We start from the raw sequence: 17995 nt of genomic DNA on the forward strand, positions 1-17995 counted from the left end.
ATCTCAGTCCCAGTGTGGCGGATCAGTCTCTCAACCCCGCTAAACATCATCGCCTTGGTAGGCCATTACCCTACCAACTAGCTAATGTTCCGCACCCCGATCTTTTAGTGAAGCAAACGCTTCTTTCATTTAATATTTATGCAAATATTAAATGTATCCGGTATTAGCGATAATTTCTCACCGTTATCCCAATCTAAAAGGTACGTTAAGTACGTGTTACTCACCCATTCGCCGCTAAGTTCTAAAAGAACTCCGCTCGACATGCATGTATTAGGCACACAGCCAGCGTTCATCCTGAGCCAGGATCAAACTCTCGAAAAAATTGACTGTCATGTTTTATATATCTAGTTTTCAAAGAACTTTTTTATATTTAAATAATTTAAATTTAAAAACAGCTTTCCTATTATATCATAAAAATATAAATATTTACTTTACTTATTTTTTATTTTAAATTATAGAAACAAACACATTCTCTTCATGTTTTTGATAACCATCTTTTTTAACAATCTATTAAACGTGTTGATAGTAATGATTGTTTATCCATTATTTAAATAAAAATACAGTTTTTTAAACTATATTTTTATTTATACTAAACCTTTGGTTTTTAAAGTTTTTAAAGTTTTTGCACTTACCCGCAAAGTCATTTTTTGTCCGTCAATTGTTACTCTTACTTTTTGTAAATTAACGTTAAATTTTCTTTTTGAAGCGTTCATAGCATGTGAACGTGTATTACCAACAAGTGGACCAACACCTGAAATTTGACATCTTCTAGCCATTTGAGAAACCTTTCTAAAAATACCTTATTTACGAATTTTTAAAGCTTCAGTAACTTTTTTATATTCTTCAAAATCTTTTTCTTTAAGGTGTTTTAATAAAACTTTACGTTGTGAAATTTTTGCTAAGAATCCTCTTCTTGAGTGATTATCTTTTGGGTTGTTTAAAAAGTGCGGTTTTAATGATTCAATATCTTCAGTTAAAATTGCTATTTGTACTGATGAATTACCTGTATCTTTTGCATTTTTACCAAATCTTTTGATTAATTCGGCTTTTCTTGCTTTTGAAACCATAATAATATCTCCTTGTATATTATGTTTTAACCGAGTGTTAATTAAAGTATAATTAAACCCAGATTAAAATTTATGTTTGTATTTTTAAATTTGCTTGTTTATTATATCACTTTCAGCCAATTTTATAAATTCTTTTTTTGCCTTTTTTAAATCATCTTTTGTTATGCTAACATCATCATCAGAATTAATAAATCTTAACTCTTGTAATATTTCAACGATCACATCACCAATTATTCTATCAATAGAATATAAGTTGTGTTGTTCAATATTTTTAAAACTAATTTGGCCATCTTTATTTTTATGTAAAATAACTTGAATTCCTCAATCCTTAAAATATAAAATACTTAAATATAAACCACTTGGAAAATCGATTAAATTTGACTGCATTGAAAAATTCTTTTTTTCTAAACGTCCTAACAATAAATAATTAAATGGCGAAACGGAATTGATGAATTGAAATCTACCACCATATAATGCTTCACGCAAGATTTTAGTACTTATCTTAACATTTGCAATTTTATAAATCTCAGCGATACTAACATCTATTGTAGGTAAAATTTTAACAATATCCTCCGATGTTCATTGTGCATTTTGACCAAAACGAAAATCAGCACCAACGCTTACACTAACATTATGTCCTTGTGTAATTTTATTTAAAAATTCAGGTCCACTCAAGTGTTTAATATTAGAAAAATTTAATTCAACGATTGCATCAATTTTTAAATTTGATAATGTTAAATACCTAGCATCATCATGCATATAAACATCATGTTTATATTTATAATTATGATCATCGCTAAATGTTACAATAATTTTGCGACCTTGTTTATTTTCAATATTTTTATAAAGTTGATAATGTCCAATATGAAAACTTTGAAATGAACCAATAATAAAAATGTCATTTTCTTGGGTTTTAAAATTATTTAAATCATAAATAATTAAATCAGACATTAAATTAAGTTTAATTCTTTCAACTTTAAGTATGCACCATCAAATTCACAATCTAAAGCAACATCTTTTGCAACTTGTTTAATTTTTTCATTCGCACATTCCATAGCAACACCATAGTAAGCATCGCGAATCATTTCAAAATCATTAGAGCTATCACCAAAAGCAATTAAATTATTTAAAGAAAAATTTAATTTAGAACACAAAACATTCAATGCACTACTTTTAGTAACATCAATGGGTGCAATATAAAAACCCCTTGTTCACCTTGAGGAAACCTCCATTTCTAATTGATGTTGGTTAATATACTTTTGCATTTCTTCTGACAATTTTTTTGGATCATTTGAATTAATAGTCACTAAATATAGGTCGGTTTTACTTAAAAGCGCTTCATCATAACTTTTATAATTTGCTTCAAACGGCTTAATAAATCAAGAATTTGTGCTTGTCTGTGGTGAAATGTAAACTTTATCAAAATCTGTAATCAAAAACCCACTAATATTGTTTGCAAAATTATCATAAAGTTGAACTACTTGCTCTTTTTTAAGGGTATTTTTATATATAAATTGCTTATTTTTAACATCTCAGATAAATGCTCCATTTGCACCGATAAAATAGTCAACATATTGTAATTGCTCTAAAAAATCACCAATTGTTGCAAAATCGCGTGCGGTTGCTAAAACAGTTGTAATATGATTTTGTTTTAGTCTTTTAAAAATTTCTTTAGTAGATGATGAAAATAAAGTTGTGCCATTGGGTAGGATAGTTCCATCAATATCGAAAGCAGCTATTTTAATTATTTCTTTTAATTTCATTTTATAACCTTTCTAAAAATATTTTCCGAGGATAAAAAACTTCCTGTTTGACTTCACCAACACAAACAACTTCTTTATTCGAATTTAAAAACATTATACAAGAATCAATGTGTTTAAACTTAAAATTTCTACCATATTTAAGTTGTTGATTTTGATGTAAATTTAAGAAAAAATATGGTATTTCAAACAATTTATCAATCTCAAGTGATTGAAATTCCGAAGCTTTTAATGTTCCTAATTTAATTTTACCTACTTGTGTTCGTTTAAGCTCAAACATTACAGATGCATTATTTAATTCTTTTGCGATATCGCTTAATAAACTACGGATATAAGTTCCTTCACTTACATAAAAATATATTGTATATTCTTGCTTTTCAAAATTAAAATCTAAAATTTTATAATCAAAAACCTCAATATTTTGTGGTTTCAATTCAAAAGTTTGCTTATTACGTGCTAAATTATAAGCTCGCTTTCCATTAATTTTTTTAGCACTATATAAAGGTGGAATTTGAGTTTTTCTTTTTGATACAGTGTCAACTGCCTTAATTAAATCTTCTAAAAAGATTAACTGAAAATTTTCTTTTTTTATCTCCCCCATAGTATCTAAAGTATTAGATGAATAATTAAACCTCGCTTTTACTATATAAGCTTTATTTTTATCACTTAAATACTCTAAGAGTCTGGTATCTGAATCAGTAGCAACTATCATTAAACCACTTGCTAGTTGATCTAAAATTCCACTATGGCCAATTTTTTTGGCATTTATTTTTTTTCCTAATTTACGAATTTCTTGATTCGAATATACGTTCGATGGTTTATAGAATTTATAAAACATATTTTACCTTATAAAATAATATTTTATATTATTTTCTTATTTTTAAATATTTTTAATGAAATTTTTATTTTAACACAACTTTTTAAAAACTATAAAAAGTACTTATTTAACTTAATAACCTTAAAATATGAATTCTTTTATGTCTTATTAATCTACAAAAAACTAATAAAAGTGCTATAATTAATCTACTTATGAAAATCAATAACAAAACCAAACAACCAATTATAATTTTTTCAGGTCCGAGTGGAGTTGGAAAAGGCACAATTGAACGTCTATTATTTGAATTCGATGAGTTAAACTTATCACTTTCTTGTTCTGCGACCACTCGTAAACCCAGAAATGGTGAGTTGAATGGAATACATTACCATTTTATGGATGTTGATGCCTTTCGTGATCACATTAAAAGTCATAAATTTATTGAATTTTCATATCATTTAAATAATTATTATGGGACTCTATACTCAGAGCTAGATAAAATCCATAATAAACAAAAAGTTCCTTTTTTAGAAATTGAAACCACAGGAGCAAAACAAATTATTAAAAAATTTTCACTAAAAAATACAAACAAATATAATTTAATTACAATTTTTTTGCTTCCGCCTTCTCTTAGCGATTTAAAAAAGCGCATTTTGGGTCGCGGAACAGAAAACCATCATACCTTAAAAGATCGCTTAGCTAAATCTGAATCAGAATTAAAAGAATTAGAATTTTTTAAATATAAAGTTGTAAACGATATTCCTGAACGAGCAGCTGAAGAAATAAGAAAAATCTTGCACAAGGAGCTAGGACTTGTTTAAGTATTTTTTTAAAAGTGAAATCGGAAATGTAAGAGAAAAAAACGAAGATAGTATTGCAATTTTTGAAAAAGAAAATTGCATTTTTGCTATTTTATGTGATGGAATGGGTGGCCATAAATTTGGTGAAATTGCTTCAAACACAGTTGTAAACTTAATGGGGCAAAATTTTATCAATAATTTTATCCCTACATCCACGCTACGAATCAAACAATTTATTCAAAATTCAGTTGTTGAAGCCAAAAATGAATTAAAAAAGTTGGCTAAACATAATTTTAAAATGACTGATATGGGAACAACTTTAGTAGGATGTTTAATTATCCCAAAACAACAAAAAATTTTTGTTTTTAACGTCGGTGATTCACGATGTTATTTCTTTTTACGTTCTAATAAATTAATTAAAATCACTAGCGATCAAAACTTAGCACAAAAATGAGACGCAACAGGGTTTGATTATTTAAACACTGAAAACGAAAAATATGCAAGATTTTTAACTAGTGCTATTGGTCCAAATTTAGAAACTACAATCGATATTACTGAAATAAAAAAAACAATGTTTGATATGACTAAGAAGATCATCTTAACTTCTGATGGTGTGCATGAGTTCGTCAGCCATATTGATTTAGAAGCCATAATTTCACAAAACAAAGATTTAAAAAAAACCGTTAATAAAATTATCAAAAAGGCCTTATTGCAAGAATCAAACGATAATATATCAGTTGCGCTAATTGAGGTAAATAATGAAAAATAATTTTGGAATTCCTAAGGATTCTATAATTTTCAAAAAATATAATATTACAAAAATTATTGGCCAAGGCGGAATGGGAATGGTTTTTTTAGTTAGAACTAAAGATTCGCACAACATCCAACAATATGCATTAAAATATCGTTTAAATGATAATAACCAAAGTAATAAAATGCGATTTTGAAACGAAATTAAATTATTAGAAAACATAAATCATCGCAATATTCCAAAATTAATTTCATATCATTTCGATGATGACGAACAATTTTATTTAATGGAATATATTCAAGGCGATACACTTTATAACGTATTACAAAAATCACGTCAATTAAATATTACAAGAGCAAATAATTATATCCGCCAACTTGCAGATACCATCGACGAATTACATAATTACGGAATTATTCACCGTGATATTAAATCACAAAACATTATGATTTCTGATGATTATAATTTAAAAATTATTGATCTTGGAATTTCTATTTCAGAAGATAATCCTGGTTTGACCAAAACTAATGCAGTGGTTTGTTCCCCTTATTATGCTGCACCTGAATTTAGTCGCGTGGGTTCAAAAATTACAAAAGCAGTCGATATTTATGCTTTAGGGGTGTTGTATTTTGAAATGATTGCAGGCACCTTGCCTTTTAAAGGTGACAACGAATTAAATACAATTTATATGCACAATACTGAACCTTTCCCTGATATTCGCCGTTATAAGGATAATGTTCCAAATTCAGTTGTTAATATAATTACTAAAGCTACTGCAAAAGATCCAAAAGATCGTTATCAAAGTGCAGCAGAAATGAGACGAGATGTTGGCGAAAGTTTAAAACCGCACAACAAGATTCAAAAACTAATTTCTCGCAAAACCATGAAAGAGAAAAAAACATTGATTGATTTTTTAAACTCTCCATGATTTTTAGGAAGTTGTATTTTAATTATTTTAATTATTATCGGTTTAGTGGTCGGTTTTTCTAAATACGCAGGAGTTATTTAATGGAAAATATTTACAAAGTCCACAACATTGTCGCAGGTGTTTATACTTGTATACAAGGACAAAAAGTTATAAAAGTAACCGCAAGCGGTAAATTACGTTTTTTAAAACAAAGTCCGTTAGTTGGTGATGATGTTAAAATTCAAAACGAACAAATAACTGAAATTTGTCAACGTAGAAATTCGTTAATTCGACCAAAAGTTGCTAATATTGATCAAATTTTTATTTTTATGTCTATTTTAGAACCAAAATTTCAAAGCTACTTAGTTGATAAATATATGTCAATTGCTGAAGTAAAAGATATTCAACCAATTTTGTGTATCAGTAAAGCTGATTTAGACATGCAAAATAGTCAGCATTGATTAAATTCATACCAATCATTGGGATATACAGTAATTTTAATAAATAATCAAAATCCAAAATACTTACAACAAATACAAAAAATATTAAAAGATAAATATAATTTATTTATGGGGCAAAGTGGAGTAGGTAAAACTACAACCTTAAATATTTTAGGAAAATTTAATTTTCAAACACAGGAAATTTCTAGGCATCTAGGACGCGGAAAACACACAACTCGTGTTGTCAGTATTCTAAAAGTTCAAAACGGATGGTTAATTGATACCCCTGGTTTTTCGTCACTAGAACTTAATTTAAGTCAAATTGAACTCGCACAAAGTTTTAAAATTTTTAAACAATTGTCAAAAAATTGCAAATATCGTAGTTGTTTACATCAAAATGAAAATTTAAAAGACTGTGCCATTAAACAAGCAGTAATTAATAATTCAATCCCACAATTTCGTTATGACAATTATTTAAAATTATTAAACGAAATCAAAAAGGAAAAATACTAATGAAAAGATATGTTACACCTAGCTTATTAAATGTAGAAAAAGATAAAAGACTAAGTTTAGCCAACACTTTAGTTCAAAACGGAATCAAATGAATTCACTATGATGTAATGGATGCTAAATTTGTTGCAAATACCGCTATTGAAATCAATGAAATTATTAACATTAATCAAAATGGTTTATCACATATTAAAGATGTGCACTTGATGGTTGAAAACCCTTATGGATATATTGATAAACTTAAAAATGATGTGGATATAATAACCTTTCATTATGAAGCAATCGAAAATGATTTAGATAAGTTTCAAAATTTTTTAGAAAAAAATCACCATGATTTAAAAATCGGTTTAGCTCTCAAACCCAATACTTCCGTAGATAAAATCATCAATTTTTTACACCGTTTAACGTTGGTTTTAGTAATGTCTGTTGAGCCTGGAAAAGGGGGTCAAAAATTTATTGATAATTCGTTAGATAAAATTAAAAAACTGAAGTTACTCCGCCAACGTGATTGCTTAGACTTTTTAATTCAAGTTGACGGTGGAATAAATGATATTACTGGGCCAAAATGTTTTAAAGCAGGCGCTGACGCTTGTGTTGCTGGAACATTCTTAGTTTTTGAACCTACAAAAGAGCGTATTAATAGTATTTTAAATGAAATCAAAAAATAGACTTGTAAGTCTATTTTTTGAACTTTATTCTAAAGGCTCTCCCTTATGCGATGTGATCTGGTTATTTAAACTTTCTGCTTCTACACCTATGATTGCTTGAAATGAATTATCAGAAACTTTAACTAAACCAAAAGCGCCCGCTCTCTTAATTACATCTTCAGAAACTAATGAACCATCCTTTACAACATATCTCAAACGTGTAGAACAATTTTCATATTCAATAATATTATCTCAACCGCCAAATCCTACAACTATTTTTTTAGCCTTTTCTGATAGACCAGGATTTGTTATTTCTGTGGCTATTGTTGTGGTTGTTTCTTCTTCAGAACGAATGATTCCTTCTTTACGCCCCGGTGTAGATAATCCAAGTTTTTTAATACTAAGAACTCCAATTCCAAAATAAGCAATCGCAGTAGTTGCACCAATTAAGAAAATTCAGCCCGGATTTGCTAATACAGTATTTAATGTTGAATATCCTGATTCATTAATAATTCTTAATGATTTAGGAATCGATAGAATATAGTCTAATAATCCCGCTGAAAATCCAAATCCTAATTGAATTCCAAATGCTCCAGTTACAAAAGCAAAAATTCCGGTTAATAATGCATGAAATAAATAAAGAAGTGGAGAAACATATAAAAATGCAAATTCAATTGGTTCTGTAATTCCGGTTAAAAAACTAACTAGTGCTGCCGATCCAAACAGTGAAGCAACCTTAATTTTTTGTTCTTTGGTTTCTGCGGTAAAGATAAACGCACCGACTAATGCTGGCAATCCAAACATCATCATCGGAAAGAAGCCGGCTTGAAAAATTCCGCCAGGATTTCCTACCGCTCGACCCTTTAAAAAAATATTAATATCACCGGATACCGTTTGACTTGGATCTAATTCAGACGGGAAAGTACCTAATGAGAATCAAAAGATATTATTTGGAATATGATGCAAGCCAAATGGAATCAAAAGTCTATTTATAAAACCATATCCACCCATAATTCCAGCTCTTGTAAATCTTGCTCCTACCGATAAATCATATGTTGTATTATTACTTTTGTTATCCGAAAGACTTGAAACTGAATTAGACATTGCTTGTGAAATTTTATAAATAACATAACCAATTCAAGGGAAAATTGCAGCTCATATAATTGAAAAAATGATAATTACTATAATAGAAAGTGCAGGTATTAATCTTTTTCCGGAAAAAAATCCTAATACTTTTGGTAGCGAAACATTATTTGCTCTATTATATACTCAAGCAACAATGGAACCTACTACAATACCATTCAATACATTATTTGACAAAACCGCAGAAGTATTTTTACCAAAAATTGACGTAAATCCACTTACGGTCCGTAAATTAATAATTGTTACAATTTCTTTGATTCCTTCTTTCTTATATTTTTCAGAATCAAAGCCAGTGGCATAACTTTCTATTGAACGACTAAATAATGATCCATAATATAAATCACTTAACTCAACCATAATGGCTGATAATATTATAATTCCTAAAAATCCGGCAAACGCCGCTTCACCTCTTTTATCTTTTGTAAACGCAAATGCTACACCTACAGCAAAAAGAATGTATAAATTACTAAAAACTATATCTCCGCTTTTTGTGAGTAATATTTGCACAAATTTTCCGAAAGTTGAATCAGTTGGAATTTCAACACCAATTCTTAATAGGATAGCTGCAATGGGTAAAACAGCGATTGGAAACATTAAAGCAGAACCTATTTTTGATAACTTTTTCATTCAATTACCAAAAAAAAGATTTTTTAATTTCAATGATTTTGTATTTGTCTTGGTGGTAGTATTTATATTCATTATTTCTTACCTCCAAATTTTTTATTTATTTTTAGTTTTTTTAATATAAATCCGTGCGAAATAACTGTAAAAATAATCGCATTAAAAAATACAATAGTGAAAACAAAAGCTACGGATGCAATAACATCAGATCTAATTTTATTGAAAGCTTGCATTTGCGCTACATGCTTTGTTGCTTTCATTTCATCAGTAATAACAAATCCTTTATAGCTTCCGAAAAGTACAATCAATGTAATTAATAAAAAAGAAAATAAAGCTCATAATCAAACGTAAACTCATTGTGACCAATGAAGTTTTTTTATTTTGTTACCAATTTTATTAAACATTATGCTTAAATTATTTGATTTAGTTTTTTGCATCATTACCTCGATATTAGAGTGAGAATTGCTAATAATTTTGTTTTGTCACTCATAAAAAAGTTTATAACAGATGTATTTATTTTTACTTATTTTGCTTAAAAGAAGTTAAAAATAAAAAAATTTTTTAGCTTCTTTTAAAAAATCTACATAAATTAAGAATTTTATGAAACTTTTTTTCTTTTCGATAACAATTTCTAAAAATGTAATTAAAATTCAAATATACAAAAAGAAATATTGAAAAAAATTAAATTTAAACCTTATAAACACAGAGACATTAATTTAACTTTTAAAAATAAAATGCAAATATTTATAAAAAAATATGATAATTTAATTAAAAAACAGAAATCTTATCCAAAAATTTACCAAAACTCATCATAATTAATAAAATAGTTAATCTTTTAAGTCTTCTAGTTATTTAACCTACATTTGATAAATATATAATTAACTGAAGTATATTATGACAGGTTGTCAAAAAGCAGTTTTTATAATTATTAGAGAATTATCGAGTTGATTTTTATTTAGTTAAACCAACTTTAAAAAGTATTAAAAGTAATGACATATCTAATTAATTTAACCTCTTTAGGTGATGTTTAATACGTAAATGAACCTTAATCTTTAGAAAATCAAATATAGATAAATTCAACATTAATTATTAATACAAAACGAAACAATATTTATATCTAACAAGCAAGTTTATTAGTATTAAGCCTCAAGTAAAAATTTTGAAATAAAAATAGTTATACACTATAAAAAATAGAGAAAATACTAAAAAGATATCAATAAGGTCAAAAAACAATTTAAGAAAGGAAATTAATTAATGCAAATCATTAAAAACGTGAAAATAATTAACCCTAATAAAATTATTGAATGTGCAAATATTTTAATTCAAAATAATAAAATTAAAGATATTATCATAACAAATAATAAGCCTGAATTTATAGTTGTTCCCGGTTTTATAGATACACATATTCATGGTTTTTATAATTATGATATTATGCAAGGTCAAAAAGCAGTTGAAATTATTTCTAGAAAACTTGCTTTAAAAGGTACTACTGCATTTATGCCTACCTTAATGACAAATAAATGAGAAGTAATTTTAGATGCATTAAAAAATGTTTCCAAAAATAAAAAATGAGTTAGTAGAAACTTAGGATTACATTTGGAAGGCCCATTCATTGGACCATCCAAAAAAGGAGCACATAAGCCCGAATATCTTAAAAAAGCGAGTCTTAAAGATATTAATACACTTTATCAAGCATCACAACAAAAACTTATAAAAGTTTCTTTTGATCCATTGATGGTAGGTTTAAAAGAATTTTTACATATGAAAAAATTAGGAATTATTGGTTCAATTGGACATAGTAATGTTGATATGCATTTAGCTAACAAATACTTTGAAAATGGTTGCTTTTCAGTTTGTCATGCATGAAATGCAATGTCAGGCATTGATTCTAGAAATCCCGGATTATTACAAGCATCGTTAATGAATCAAAATGTTTATTTAGAAATTATTTTTGATTTGTTACATATATCTAAAGAATCATTAACTTTTACTTTTATCAACAAAGGATATGATAAGATTATAGCTATTTCCGATGCTATCAAACCTGCTTATTATAAAAATGGAGAAAATATTTCAGGAGATATTGCGGTGGTTAAGAAAGGTTTAAAAATAACTTTGAAAGATAGCAAAACTATTGCAGGTTCTGGCATTTGTATTCACGATGCGTTTAAAAACCTTATTAAAATAGGTGTTCATCCTTGCGATGTGGTTAAAATGACCTCATATAATAGTGCCAAATATTTGAATTTAGATAATCAGCTTGGAAAAATTCAAAAAAATTATTTAGCTGATTTAGTTCTAATGGATACAAAATATCGAATAAAACATGTTTATATTAACGGTCAAAAAATAAAATAGGAGCAAAAATGAAAATTATCATCAAAGAAAATGCAGAACAGCAAGCACTTTATGCTTCAGATATGATCGCAAAAGAAATTAAAGAAAATCCAAATTTAAATATTTGTTTTGCAACTGGAAATTCACCTATCAAAACATATCAATTATTGATAAAAAAATTTCAAAACAATGAAATTAGTTTTGCCAAGGTAACATCTTTCAATTTAGATGAATATGTTGGGATTAAAAAATCCAATCCTTGTTCGTACCATTATTTTATGCATCAACAGCTATTCAATCATATTAATATAAAAAAAGAAAACATTAATCTACCAAACGGATTGGGAAATATTACAAAAAATGCGATAGAATACGAATCTTTAATTTTAGCAAAAGGTGGAATTGATTTAATGATTTTAGGGATTGGTGTGAACGGACATATTGCTTTTAATGAACCGGGCTCAAAAATTGATGATATAACTCGCGAAGTCCAACTTACACATAGCACAATTGAAACTAATAAAAAATATTTTACAAATAAAAATGCAGTTCCTAAAAATGCTATTTCAATGGGAATTGGAACAATTTTAAAAGCTAAAAAAATTATTTTATTAGCCGACGGAATAAATAAAGCAGACGCAATTTTAAAAGCCATCAAAGGAAAAATCACTTCGGATGTTCCTGCTAGTTTTTTACAAACCCATAAAGACGTAACTTTTATTTTAGATGCACAAGCAGCAAAACTCTTATAATTTAATTATTCAATATTTTTTGTTTAAATTTTGTATTTATTGTAAAATACTCATATAAATTCTTAAATTAAGGAGAGAAAATGAAAATAACCGGAATTGGTGCATCTCGTGGTGTCGCAATTGCTGAAGTTTTTAAAATTGAAGAACTACCTGTCGAAATTACAAAAATGACAACACAACCACAACAACAAGTAGATTTATATACTCAAGCACGTGAAAAAGTTGTATCAAAAATTTTAGAGAGCCAAAAATTAGCAACAGATCCAGAACACGCAGCAATCTTCGATGCTCATATTGGTTTTGTTTTAGATCCAAGCGCAATAGAAAGCGTTGAGAATAAAATTAAAAATAATTCATTTACCGCTGAATATGCTGTAAATGAAGTATACAATGAATTTGCCACAATGTTTGCAGGAATTAATGATGAATATATGCGTGAGCGTGTTGCAGATATTAAAGATGTTTTAAAAAAATTATTATATGCATTAAATAATATTGAAGAACCAAATTTAGCAGCTATCGATAAAGAAGTAGTAATTGTTGCAGAAGATTTAAGCCCATCACAAACCGTACAATTAAATAAACAATTCGTAAAAGGTTTTGTAACTAACATTGGTGGTCCTACTTCGCATACTGCAATTATGGCACGCAGTTTAGGAATTCCTTCGGTGGTAGGAACTAATAATATTATGCAATTTACTAATAATGGTGATTTAATTGCTTTAGACGGTTCAAAAGGAATAGTGGTTGTTAATCCGGATGAGCAACAAAAAACTGAATTTTTAAACGCAAAAAATAAATATCAAGAATACTTACAAAAATTAGCTGCTTTAAAAGGAAAAGCTTCACTAACTACCGATGGACATCATGTAGAACTTGCTGCAAATATCGGAACACCAAAAGATGTTCAAAATGTTTTAGACAATGATGCAGAAGCAATTGGCTTATTTAGATCAGAATTTTTATATATGGATAATGATCATTGACCAACCGAAGAAGAACAATTTCAAGCATATAAAGAAGTTGTTGAGAAAATGAATGGTAAACGTGTGGTAATTAGAACTTTAGATATTGGTGGTGATAAAACTCTAAAATATTTTAAATTCCCTGAAGAACTAAACCCATTTTTAGGTTATCGTGCAATTCGTTTTTGTCTACAAAATCATGATATTTTCAAAACTCAACTAAGAGCCTTAATCCGCGCGAGCGAATTCGGTAAAGTCGCTATTATGTTTCCGATGATTACTAACGTTAAAGAATTCTTAGCAGCTAAAGAAGTTTATAAACAAGCATATCAAGAAGTATATAAAACAAACAAAAATATTAAACCAATGAATCAAATTGAGCTTGGTTTAATGATGGAAACACCGGCTGCTGCTATTTTATCTGATATGTTTGCCAAACATGCTGATTTTATGTCAATTGGAACTAATGACTTAATTCAATATTCAATGGCTGTTGATCGTATGAATGAAAATATTTCATATTTATATCAACCATTAAATCCATCTATTTTAAGATTTATTAAATTAATAATTGACGGAGCACATAAACACGGTAAATGAGTTGGAATGTGTGGTGAAATGGCAGGCGATAAACGAGCAATACCTATTTTAATAGGTCTTGGCTTAGATGAATTTTCAATGTCTACTTCAAGTGTTTTAGCAACTCGCGAATTAGTTAACTCTTTATCATTTCAAAAAATGCAACAAATCGTAAGTCAAGCCATAGAATTAGAAAACGAGAAAGATGTAGTTGCATTATTAGATGCAGAATTAAAATAAAAACCTACAAAAGTAGGTTTTTATTTCTTTTCTAGCATACTAAACATATTTTTCTTATATACTTCAACTCCGGGTTGATTAAACGGGTTAACTCCTAATAAATAAGCACTCATCGTTAAAGCGCGTTCGAAGAAAATGAATAATGCACCCAATGTTGCCTCATTAAAAGCATCAAAACTAAGATGAATAATTGGTACTTTACCTGTTTGAAAATGCGCTTGTGATGTAGCCGCAAATGCAATATTATTCACATTATGTAAATTATTTCCTGCTAAATAGTTTAATTTATCATAGTCTATTTCTTCATTGATAAAATGAATATTTTTGTTAGGATTTTTTAATGTCAGAACGGTTTCAAATAAAATTTTATTTCCTTCCTGTATCATTTGTCCTAATGAGTGTAGATCCGTTGAAAATAAACAACTAGTAGGTCATAAACCTTTGCCATCTTTTCCTTCTGATTCACCAAAAAGTTGTTTTCATCATTCCATAAAATATTGCATTTTAGGTTCATATGAAACCATCATTTCAATTGCATAATTTTCTTTTGTATGCATTAAATATCTCAACACTGCATATTGATAAGCAGGATTTTTTGAAATTTGTTCTGATGCTAATTCTAGATTGGTTGAGTGCGCTGCGTCTAAAATCGCTTTAGCATCAATCCCTGCGCATAAAAACGGAAACAAACCCACAGCAGTTAATACTGAAAATCTCCCCCCCACATCATCCGGAACAATAAAACGTTCATAATCTTTTACTACTGCTAAATCATATAACACACCTTTTGATTTATCTGTAGTTGCTACTATATAATCCTTTGCTTTTTCACCAACTTTCACTTCTAATAACTTACGAAATTCACGAAAAGCAATTGATGGTTCTAAGGTGGTCCCTGATTTAGAAATAACATTAATTGCAAACTTCTTATCATCAACATAATTTAATTTTGCAACCATTGTTTCAGCTGAAATATCATTTCCAGCAAACAACAATTCCATTTTTGGTTTGTTTATTGAATAAGGTCCATAAATAAAATCATAACCAGCTTTAGCCCCTAAATAAGATCCGCCGATTCCGATAACAACAACAACCTCTACTCCTTGTTGTGCTCAAAAATCTGCTTTTTGTTGCATTCTTTTAAATTCATCCTTATCATAATCTCTTGGTAGGTTATATCAGCCCAATCAATCTTTTTCTAAGACGTTTTTTGTTTCAATATCGTTATGAATTTGGCTAACTTTCTTTTGCAAAAAATTTAAGTCAGAAACACTTCTAACAGCTTTTTCAAAATTAATTTCTAAATATTTCATAATTTCCTTTATTTTATATAATAGTTCTATTTATAAGACATTAATCATAAAAAAATCATTAAGATTAACTTAGCAATTTCTAATGAAAGCTTAGACAAAACTTGTATACACTATTTATTTTTGAAAATGTAAAAATAAAATCATCTTTAAAAGCTTTGTAGTCTTGCTAATGTTCTCAAAATCATCACCAAATGTAATATCGGACGAATGTAAACTCCATCATGATTTTCTTTGACAGTCATTGCAGATTCAATATAAAGTTGTCTACAAAACGCATCTGAATATGACTTCAATGGACTTTTAACTTTTAAAGTCTTTTTTATTTTTTGTGCAATACAAAAATTTGAAGAATCTAATAAAACATAATATGTATAACACCCAACGAATTTAACATGACAATAATTTCATCAACTACTAAATTTACATCTTGCTCTTTAAGTAATAAAAAACCTTAACACTTTCAAAGACAAAAAATTTAGGTTGTAAATCTTTTATAACTTGAATCGTATATTTTATAAAGTTGATTGCGATGGTCGTCTTTACTACGCTTTCCTACCATTGAATAACCTTGACAAGTAAAACCACCGACGATTAAATCAACATTATTTGCAAAGTTAGTTTTTAAATTGGATAAAACTTCAGAGTCAGTTATATCTTTCATCTTAACATTTTGTTTGAAATTTAAATTATATGTATCTATTGCAGGTTGTCAAAACTCTACGGTATCTAATATCCTAAAACCAGAGTGATAAAAACCATAAGTTAACCCACCACATCCAGCAAATAAATCAATTAATGTCTTCTTCATTTATCCTTTCAGTATTATTATATCTTAATATTTTAACTAAAAGGAAAGCTTATTTATTTTTTTAAAAAACACCACTACAAAGATAGGGTGTTTTAAAATTTTTGTTTAAATTATTCAACTGAAACTTCAGCACCAGCAGCAACCAATGTAGATTTAATTGATTCAGCTTCTTCTGAGTTAACATTTTCTTTAACCACTGCAGGTAATGTGTCGACGATTTTTTTAGCATCCATCAAACCAATTCCTAAAACTGATTGAACTGCTTTAATAACTTGTACTTTCTTTCCTCCGTCTGCTTTTAAAACAACATTAAAGCTTGTTTTTTCATCTGCAACCGCTTCAGCAGGGGCAGCGGCAACCGCCATAGCAGCCATTGGATCGATTCCAAATGCTTCTTTCATTGCTTCTACAAGTTCCATAACCTCTTTAATTGACATTTCTTTTAATGATTCAACAAATGCTTCTTTTGTTAATTTTGCCATAATAAAATTTCCTTTCTTTTTTTAATTATTCTGTCTTGCTTTCTGCGAACATTTTAAGTGATAAACCAAGTTGTTGTAATGGAGACATCATTGAACGAGCAAGAATTGCAAGTGCTTCTTCATAAGTTGGAAGTGTTGCAACTTCTTTAACACCTTGTGCATCAATAACTTTACCATCAAAAGTACCTGCTTTAATCACTAATAGTTTGTGTTTTTTAGCAAATGCAGTCGCTAATTTGGCAGCTGACATTTCATCATTATTTGAAAAAATGAAAATATTAGGACCCACTAAAAACTCATCTAAATCACTTAAACCGACATTTTGTGCAGCTAATTTAAATAAGCGGTTTTTATAAACTTTAACTTCTAAACCTAATTTAACTGCGTCATTTCTAAGCTCTTCTAATTCAACAACTGTTAAACCACGATATTCAGCAAATGCGATTGCTTGAGAATTTTGAATTTTTTGTGTTATTTCTAAAACTACTTCTTTTTTAGCTAACTTAAATTTTGATTCTGACATTTAGCCCCCTTTCAAAATTATGCAATATAGGAGCAATCAAGGCACATGATATACTCGGTAACTAATTAAGCTTATTTTCAGCAGTTACTGTCTTAATATATTGCTTTGTAATTATAATAAAAAACCTTAAAAATCCAAATAATTAGTTTTGAAATTTTTAAGGTTTTTATACCCCAACGGGGTTTTGTGCTTTGAAAACTGAATAGTAAATCCATAATTCATTAAAATGTCTTGAATCCATCCTAACTTTTAAACCTTTCAATTTATTAGTAATGGTCAGCTGAATGTATTACTACACTTACACTTCCATCCTATCAACCTCGTAGTCTACAAGGAATTTCAAGGGAATACTTATCTTTAAGGAGGCTTCCCACTTAGATGCTTTCAGCGGTTATCCTTTCCGTACTTAGCTACCCAGCTATGCTTCTGGCGAAACAACTGGAACACCAGCGGTACGTCCACTCCGGTCCTCTCGTACTAAGAGCAGCTCTCATCAATATTCCAACGCCCACATCAGATAGGGACCGAACTGTCTC

The 17995-nt window shown here is 28.5% G+C and carries 20 protein-coding genes and 2 rRNA genes; 8 read left to right on the top strand and 14 right to left on the bottom strand.

What is annotated here, in order from left to right; all coding sequences use genetic code 4:
• The 6 genes from BCF59_RS03530 to truB form a co-directional block, all read right to left on the bottom strand.
• Positions 1-321 (bottom strand): 16S ribosomal RNA (locus tag BCF59_RS03530); the annotation flags it as partial.
• A gap of 263 nt (positions 322-584) precedes the next feature.
• Complete coding sequence (gene rpmB / locus BCF59_RS03535; protein WP_134111296.1) at positions 585-776, bottom strand: 50S ribosomal protein L28; 192 nt, start codon at positions 774-776, stop codon at positions 585-587.
• 24 nt (positions 777-800) lie between these two features.
• Positions 801-1067: a 30S ribosomal protein S15 gene (gene rpsO / locus BCF59_RS03540; RefSeq protein ID WP_134111298.1), complete on the bottom strand. Its 267-nt coding sequence runs from the start codon at positions 1065-1067 to the stop codon at positions 801-803.
• An 84-nt stretch (positions 1068-1151) separates the two neighbouring features.
• Positions 1152-2018, bottom strand: a complete 867-nt coding sequence (locus BCF59_RS03545; protein ID WP_134111300.1) for an FAD synthase — start codon at positions 2016-2018, stop codon at positions 1152-1154.
• Positions 2018-2830, bottom strand: coding sequence for a YcsE-related riboflavin metabolism phosphatase (locus tag BCF59_RS03550; protein ID WP_134111302.1), 813 nt, complete (start codon positions 2828-2830; stop codon positions 2018-2020). The genes BCF59_RS03545 and BCF59_RS03550 overlap by 1 nt, the downstream gene beginning before the upstream one ends.
• Before the next feature lies 1 nt (position 2831).
• On the bottom strand, positions 2832-3665 hold the full coding sequence (gene truB, locus BCF59_RS03555) for a tRNA pseudouridine(55) synthase TruB (protein WP_134111304.1): 834 nt from the start codon (positions 3663-3665) through the stop codon (positions 2832-2834).
• Between the two features lie 191 nt (positions 3666-3856).
• Between truB and gmk the strand changes: the two genes are divergently transcribed.
• Genes gmk through BCF59_RS03580 form a run of 5 tightly spaced genes read left to right on the top strand, consistent with a single transcriptional unit; the run spans position 3857 to position 7717 of the window.
• Positions 3857-4462, top strand: a complete 606-nt coding sequence (gene gmk, locus BCF59_RS03560) for a guanylate kinase (protein ID WP_134111306.1) — start codon at positions 3857-3859, stop codon at positions 4460-4462.
• Entirely contained in the window at positions 4455-5210 is a 756-nt protein-coding gene (locus tag BCF59_RS03565; protein WP_134111308.1) for a PP2C family protein-serine/threonine phosphatase, read from the top strand. The genes gmk and BCF59_RS03565 overlap by 8 nt, the downstream gene beginning before the upstream one ends.
• Positions 5200-6201 carry a serine/threonine-protein kinase gene (locus tag BCF59_RS03570; protein ID WP_134111310.1) on the top strand — a complete coding sequence of 334 codons (1002 nt, stop codon included), beginning with the start codon at positions 5200-5202 and terminating at the stop codon, positions 6199-6201. Before BCF59_RS03565 ends, BCF59_RS03570 begins: the two co-directional genes overlap by 11 nt.
• Complete coding sequence (rsgA, locus tag BCF59_RS03575) at positions 6201-7052, top strand: ribosome small subunit-dependent GTPase A (protein ID WP_134111312.1); 852 nt, start codon at positions 6201-6203, stop codon at positions 7050-7052. Before BCF59_RS03570 ends, rsgA begins: the two co-directional genes overlap by 1 nt.
• Positions 7052-7717 (top strand): ribulose-phosphate 3-epimerase, encoded by a 666-nt coding sequence (locus BCF59_RS03580; RefSeq protein ID WP_134111314.1) that lies wholly within the window; start codon positions 7052-7054, stop codon positions 7715-7717. Before rsgA ends, BCF59_RS03580 begins: the two co-directional genes overlap by 1 nt.
• 24 nt (positions 7718-7741) lie before the next feature.
• Here BCF59_RS03580 and BCF59_RS03585 read toward each other — a convergent pair whose 3' ends face one another.
• Complete coding sequence (locus BCF59_RS03585) at positions 7742-9538, bottom strand: PTS transporter subunit EIIC (protein ID WP_318025692.1); 1797 nt, start codon at positions 9536-9538, stop codon at positions 7742-7744.
• Entirely contained in the window at positions 9538-9897 is a 360-nt protein-coding gene (locus tag BCF59_RS03590) for a hypothetical protein (protein ID WP_134111316.1), read from the bottom strand. The genes BCF59_RS03585 and BCF59_RS03590 overlap by 1 nt, the downstream gene beginning before the upstream one ends.
• An 817-nt stretch (positions 9898-10714) precedes the next feature.
• Here BCF59_RS03590 and nagA point away from each other — a divergent pair.
• From nagA to ptsP, 3 genes are all read left to right on the top strand, one after another.
• Positions 10715-11818, top strand: coding sequence for an N-acetylglucosamine-6-phosphate deacetylase (gene nagA / locus BCF59_RS03595; RefSeq protein ID WP_318025694.1), 1104 nt, complete (start codon positions 10715-10717; stop codon positions 11816-11818).
• A gap of 8 nt (positions 11819-11826) precedes the next feature.
• Positions 11827-12549, top strand: a complete 723-nt coding sequence (gene nagB, locus BCF59_RS03600) for a glucosamine-6-phosphate deaminase (RefSeq protein ID WP_134111320.1) — start codon at positions 11827-11829, stop codon at positions 12547-12549.
• Positions 12550-12629: 80 nt separating this feature from the next.
• Positions 12630-14333 (top strand): phosphoenolpyruvate--protein phosphotransferase, encoded by a 1704-nt coding sequence (gene ptsP, locus BCF59_RS03605; protein WP_134111322.1) that lies wholly within the window; start codon positions 12630-12632, stop codon positions 14331-14333.
• 20 nt (positions 14334-14353) lie between these two features.
• Here ptsP and BCF59_RS03610 read toward each other — a convergent pair whose 3' ends face one another.
• From BCF59_RS03610 to BCF59_RS03630, 6 genes are all read right to left on the bottom strand, one after another.
• Positions 14354-15646 carry a glucose-6-phosphate isomerase gene (locus tag BCF59_RS03610; protein ID WP_134111324.1) on the bottom strand — a complete coding sequence of 431 codons (1293 nt, stop codon included), beginning with the start codon at positions 15644-15646 and terminating at the stop codon, positions 14354-14356.
• 146 nt (positions 15647-15792) lie between these two features.
• Complete coding sequence (locus BCF59_RS03700) at positions 15793-15939, bottom strand: hypothetical protein (RefSeq protein ID WP_234851428.1); 147 nt, start codon at positions 15937-15939, stop codon at positions 15793-15795.
• 182 nt (positions 15940-16121) lie between these two features.
• A complete protein-coding gene (locus BCF59_RS03705; protein ID WP_234851429.1) occupies positions 16122-16454 on the bottom strand; it encodes a DNA cytosine methyltransferase in 333 nt (110 codons plus the stop codon).
• 110 nt (positions 16455-16564) lie between these two features.
• Positions 16565-16936, bottom strand: a complete 372-nt coding sequence (gene rplL / locus BCF59_RS03620) for a 50S ribosomal protein L7/L12 (protein ID WP_134111325.1) — start codon at positions 16934-16936, stop codon at positions 16565-16567.
• A 25-nt stretch (positions 16937-16961) separates the two neighbouring features.
• Positions 16962-17459 (bottom strand): 50S ribosomal protein L10, encoded by a 498-nt coding sequence (gene rplJ / locus BCF59_RS03625; protein WP_134111327.1) that lies wholly within the window; start codon positions 17457-17459, stop codon positions 16962-16964.
• Positions 17460-17704: 245 nt separating this feature from the next.
• Positions 17705-17995: ribosomal RNA gene (locus BCF59_RS03630) — 23S ribosomal RNA — on the bottom strand; the annotation flags it as partial.

It is taken from the genome of Mycoplasmopsis mustelae (assembly GCF_004365095.1).
Lineage (GTDB): Bacteria > Bacillota_I > Bacilli_A > Mycoplasmatales > Metamycoplasmataceae > Mycoplasmopsis > Mycoplasmopsis mustelae.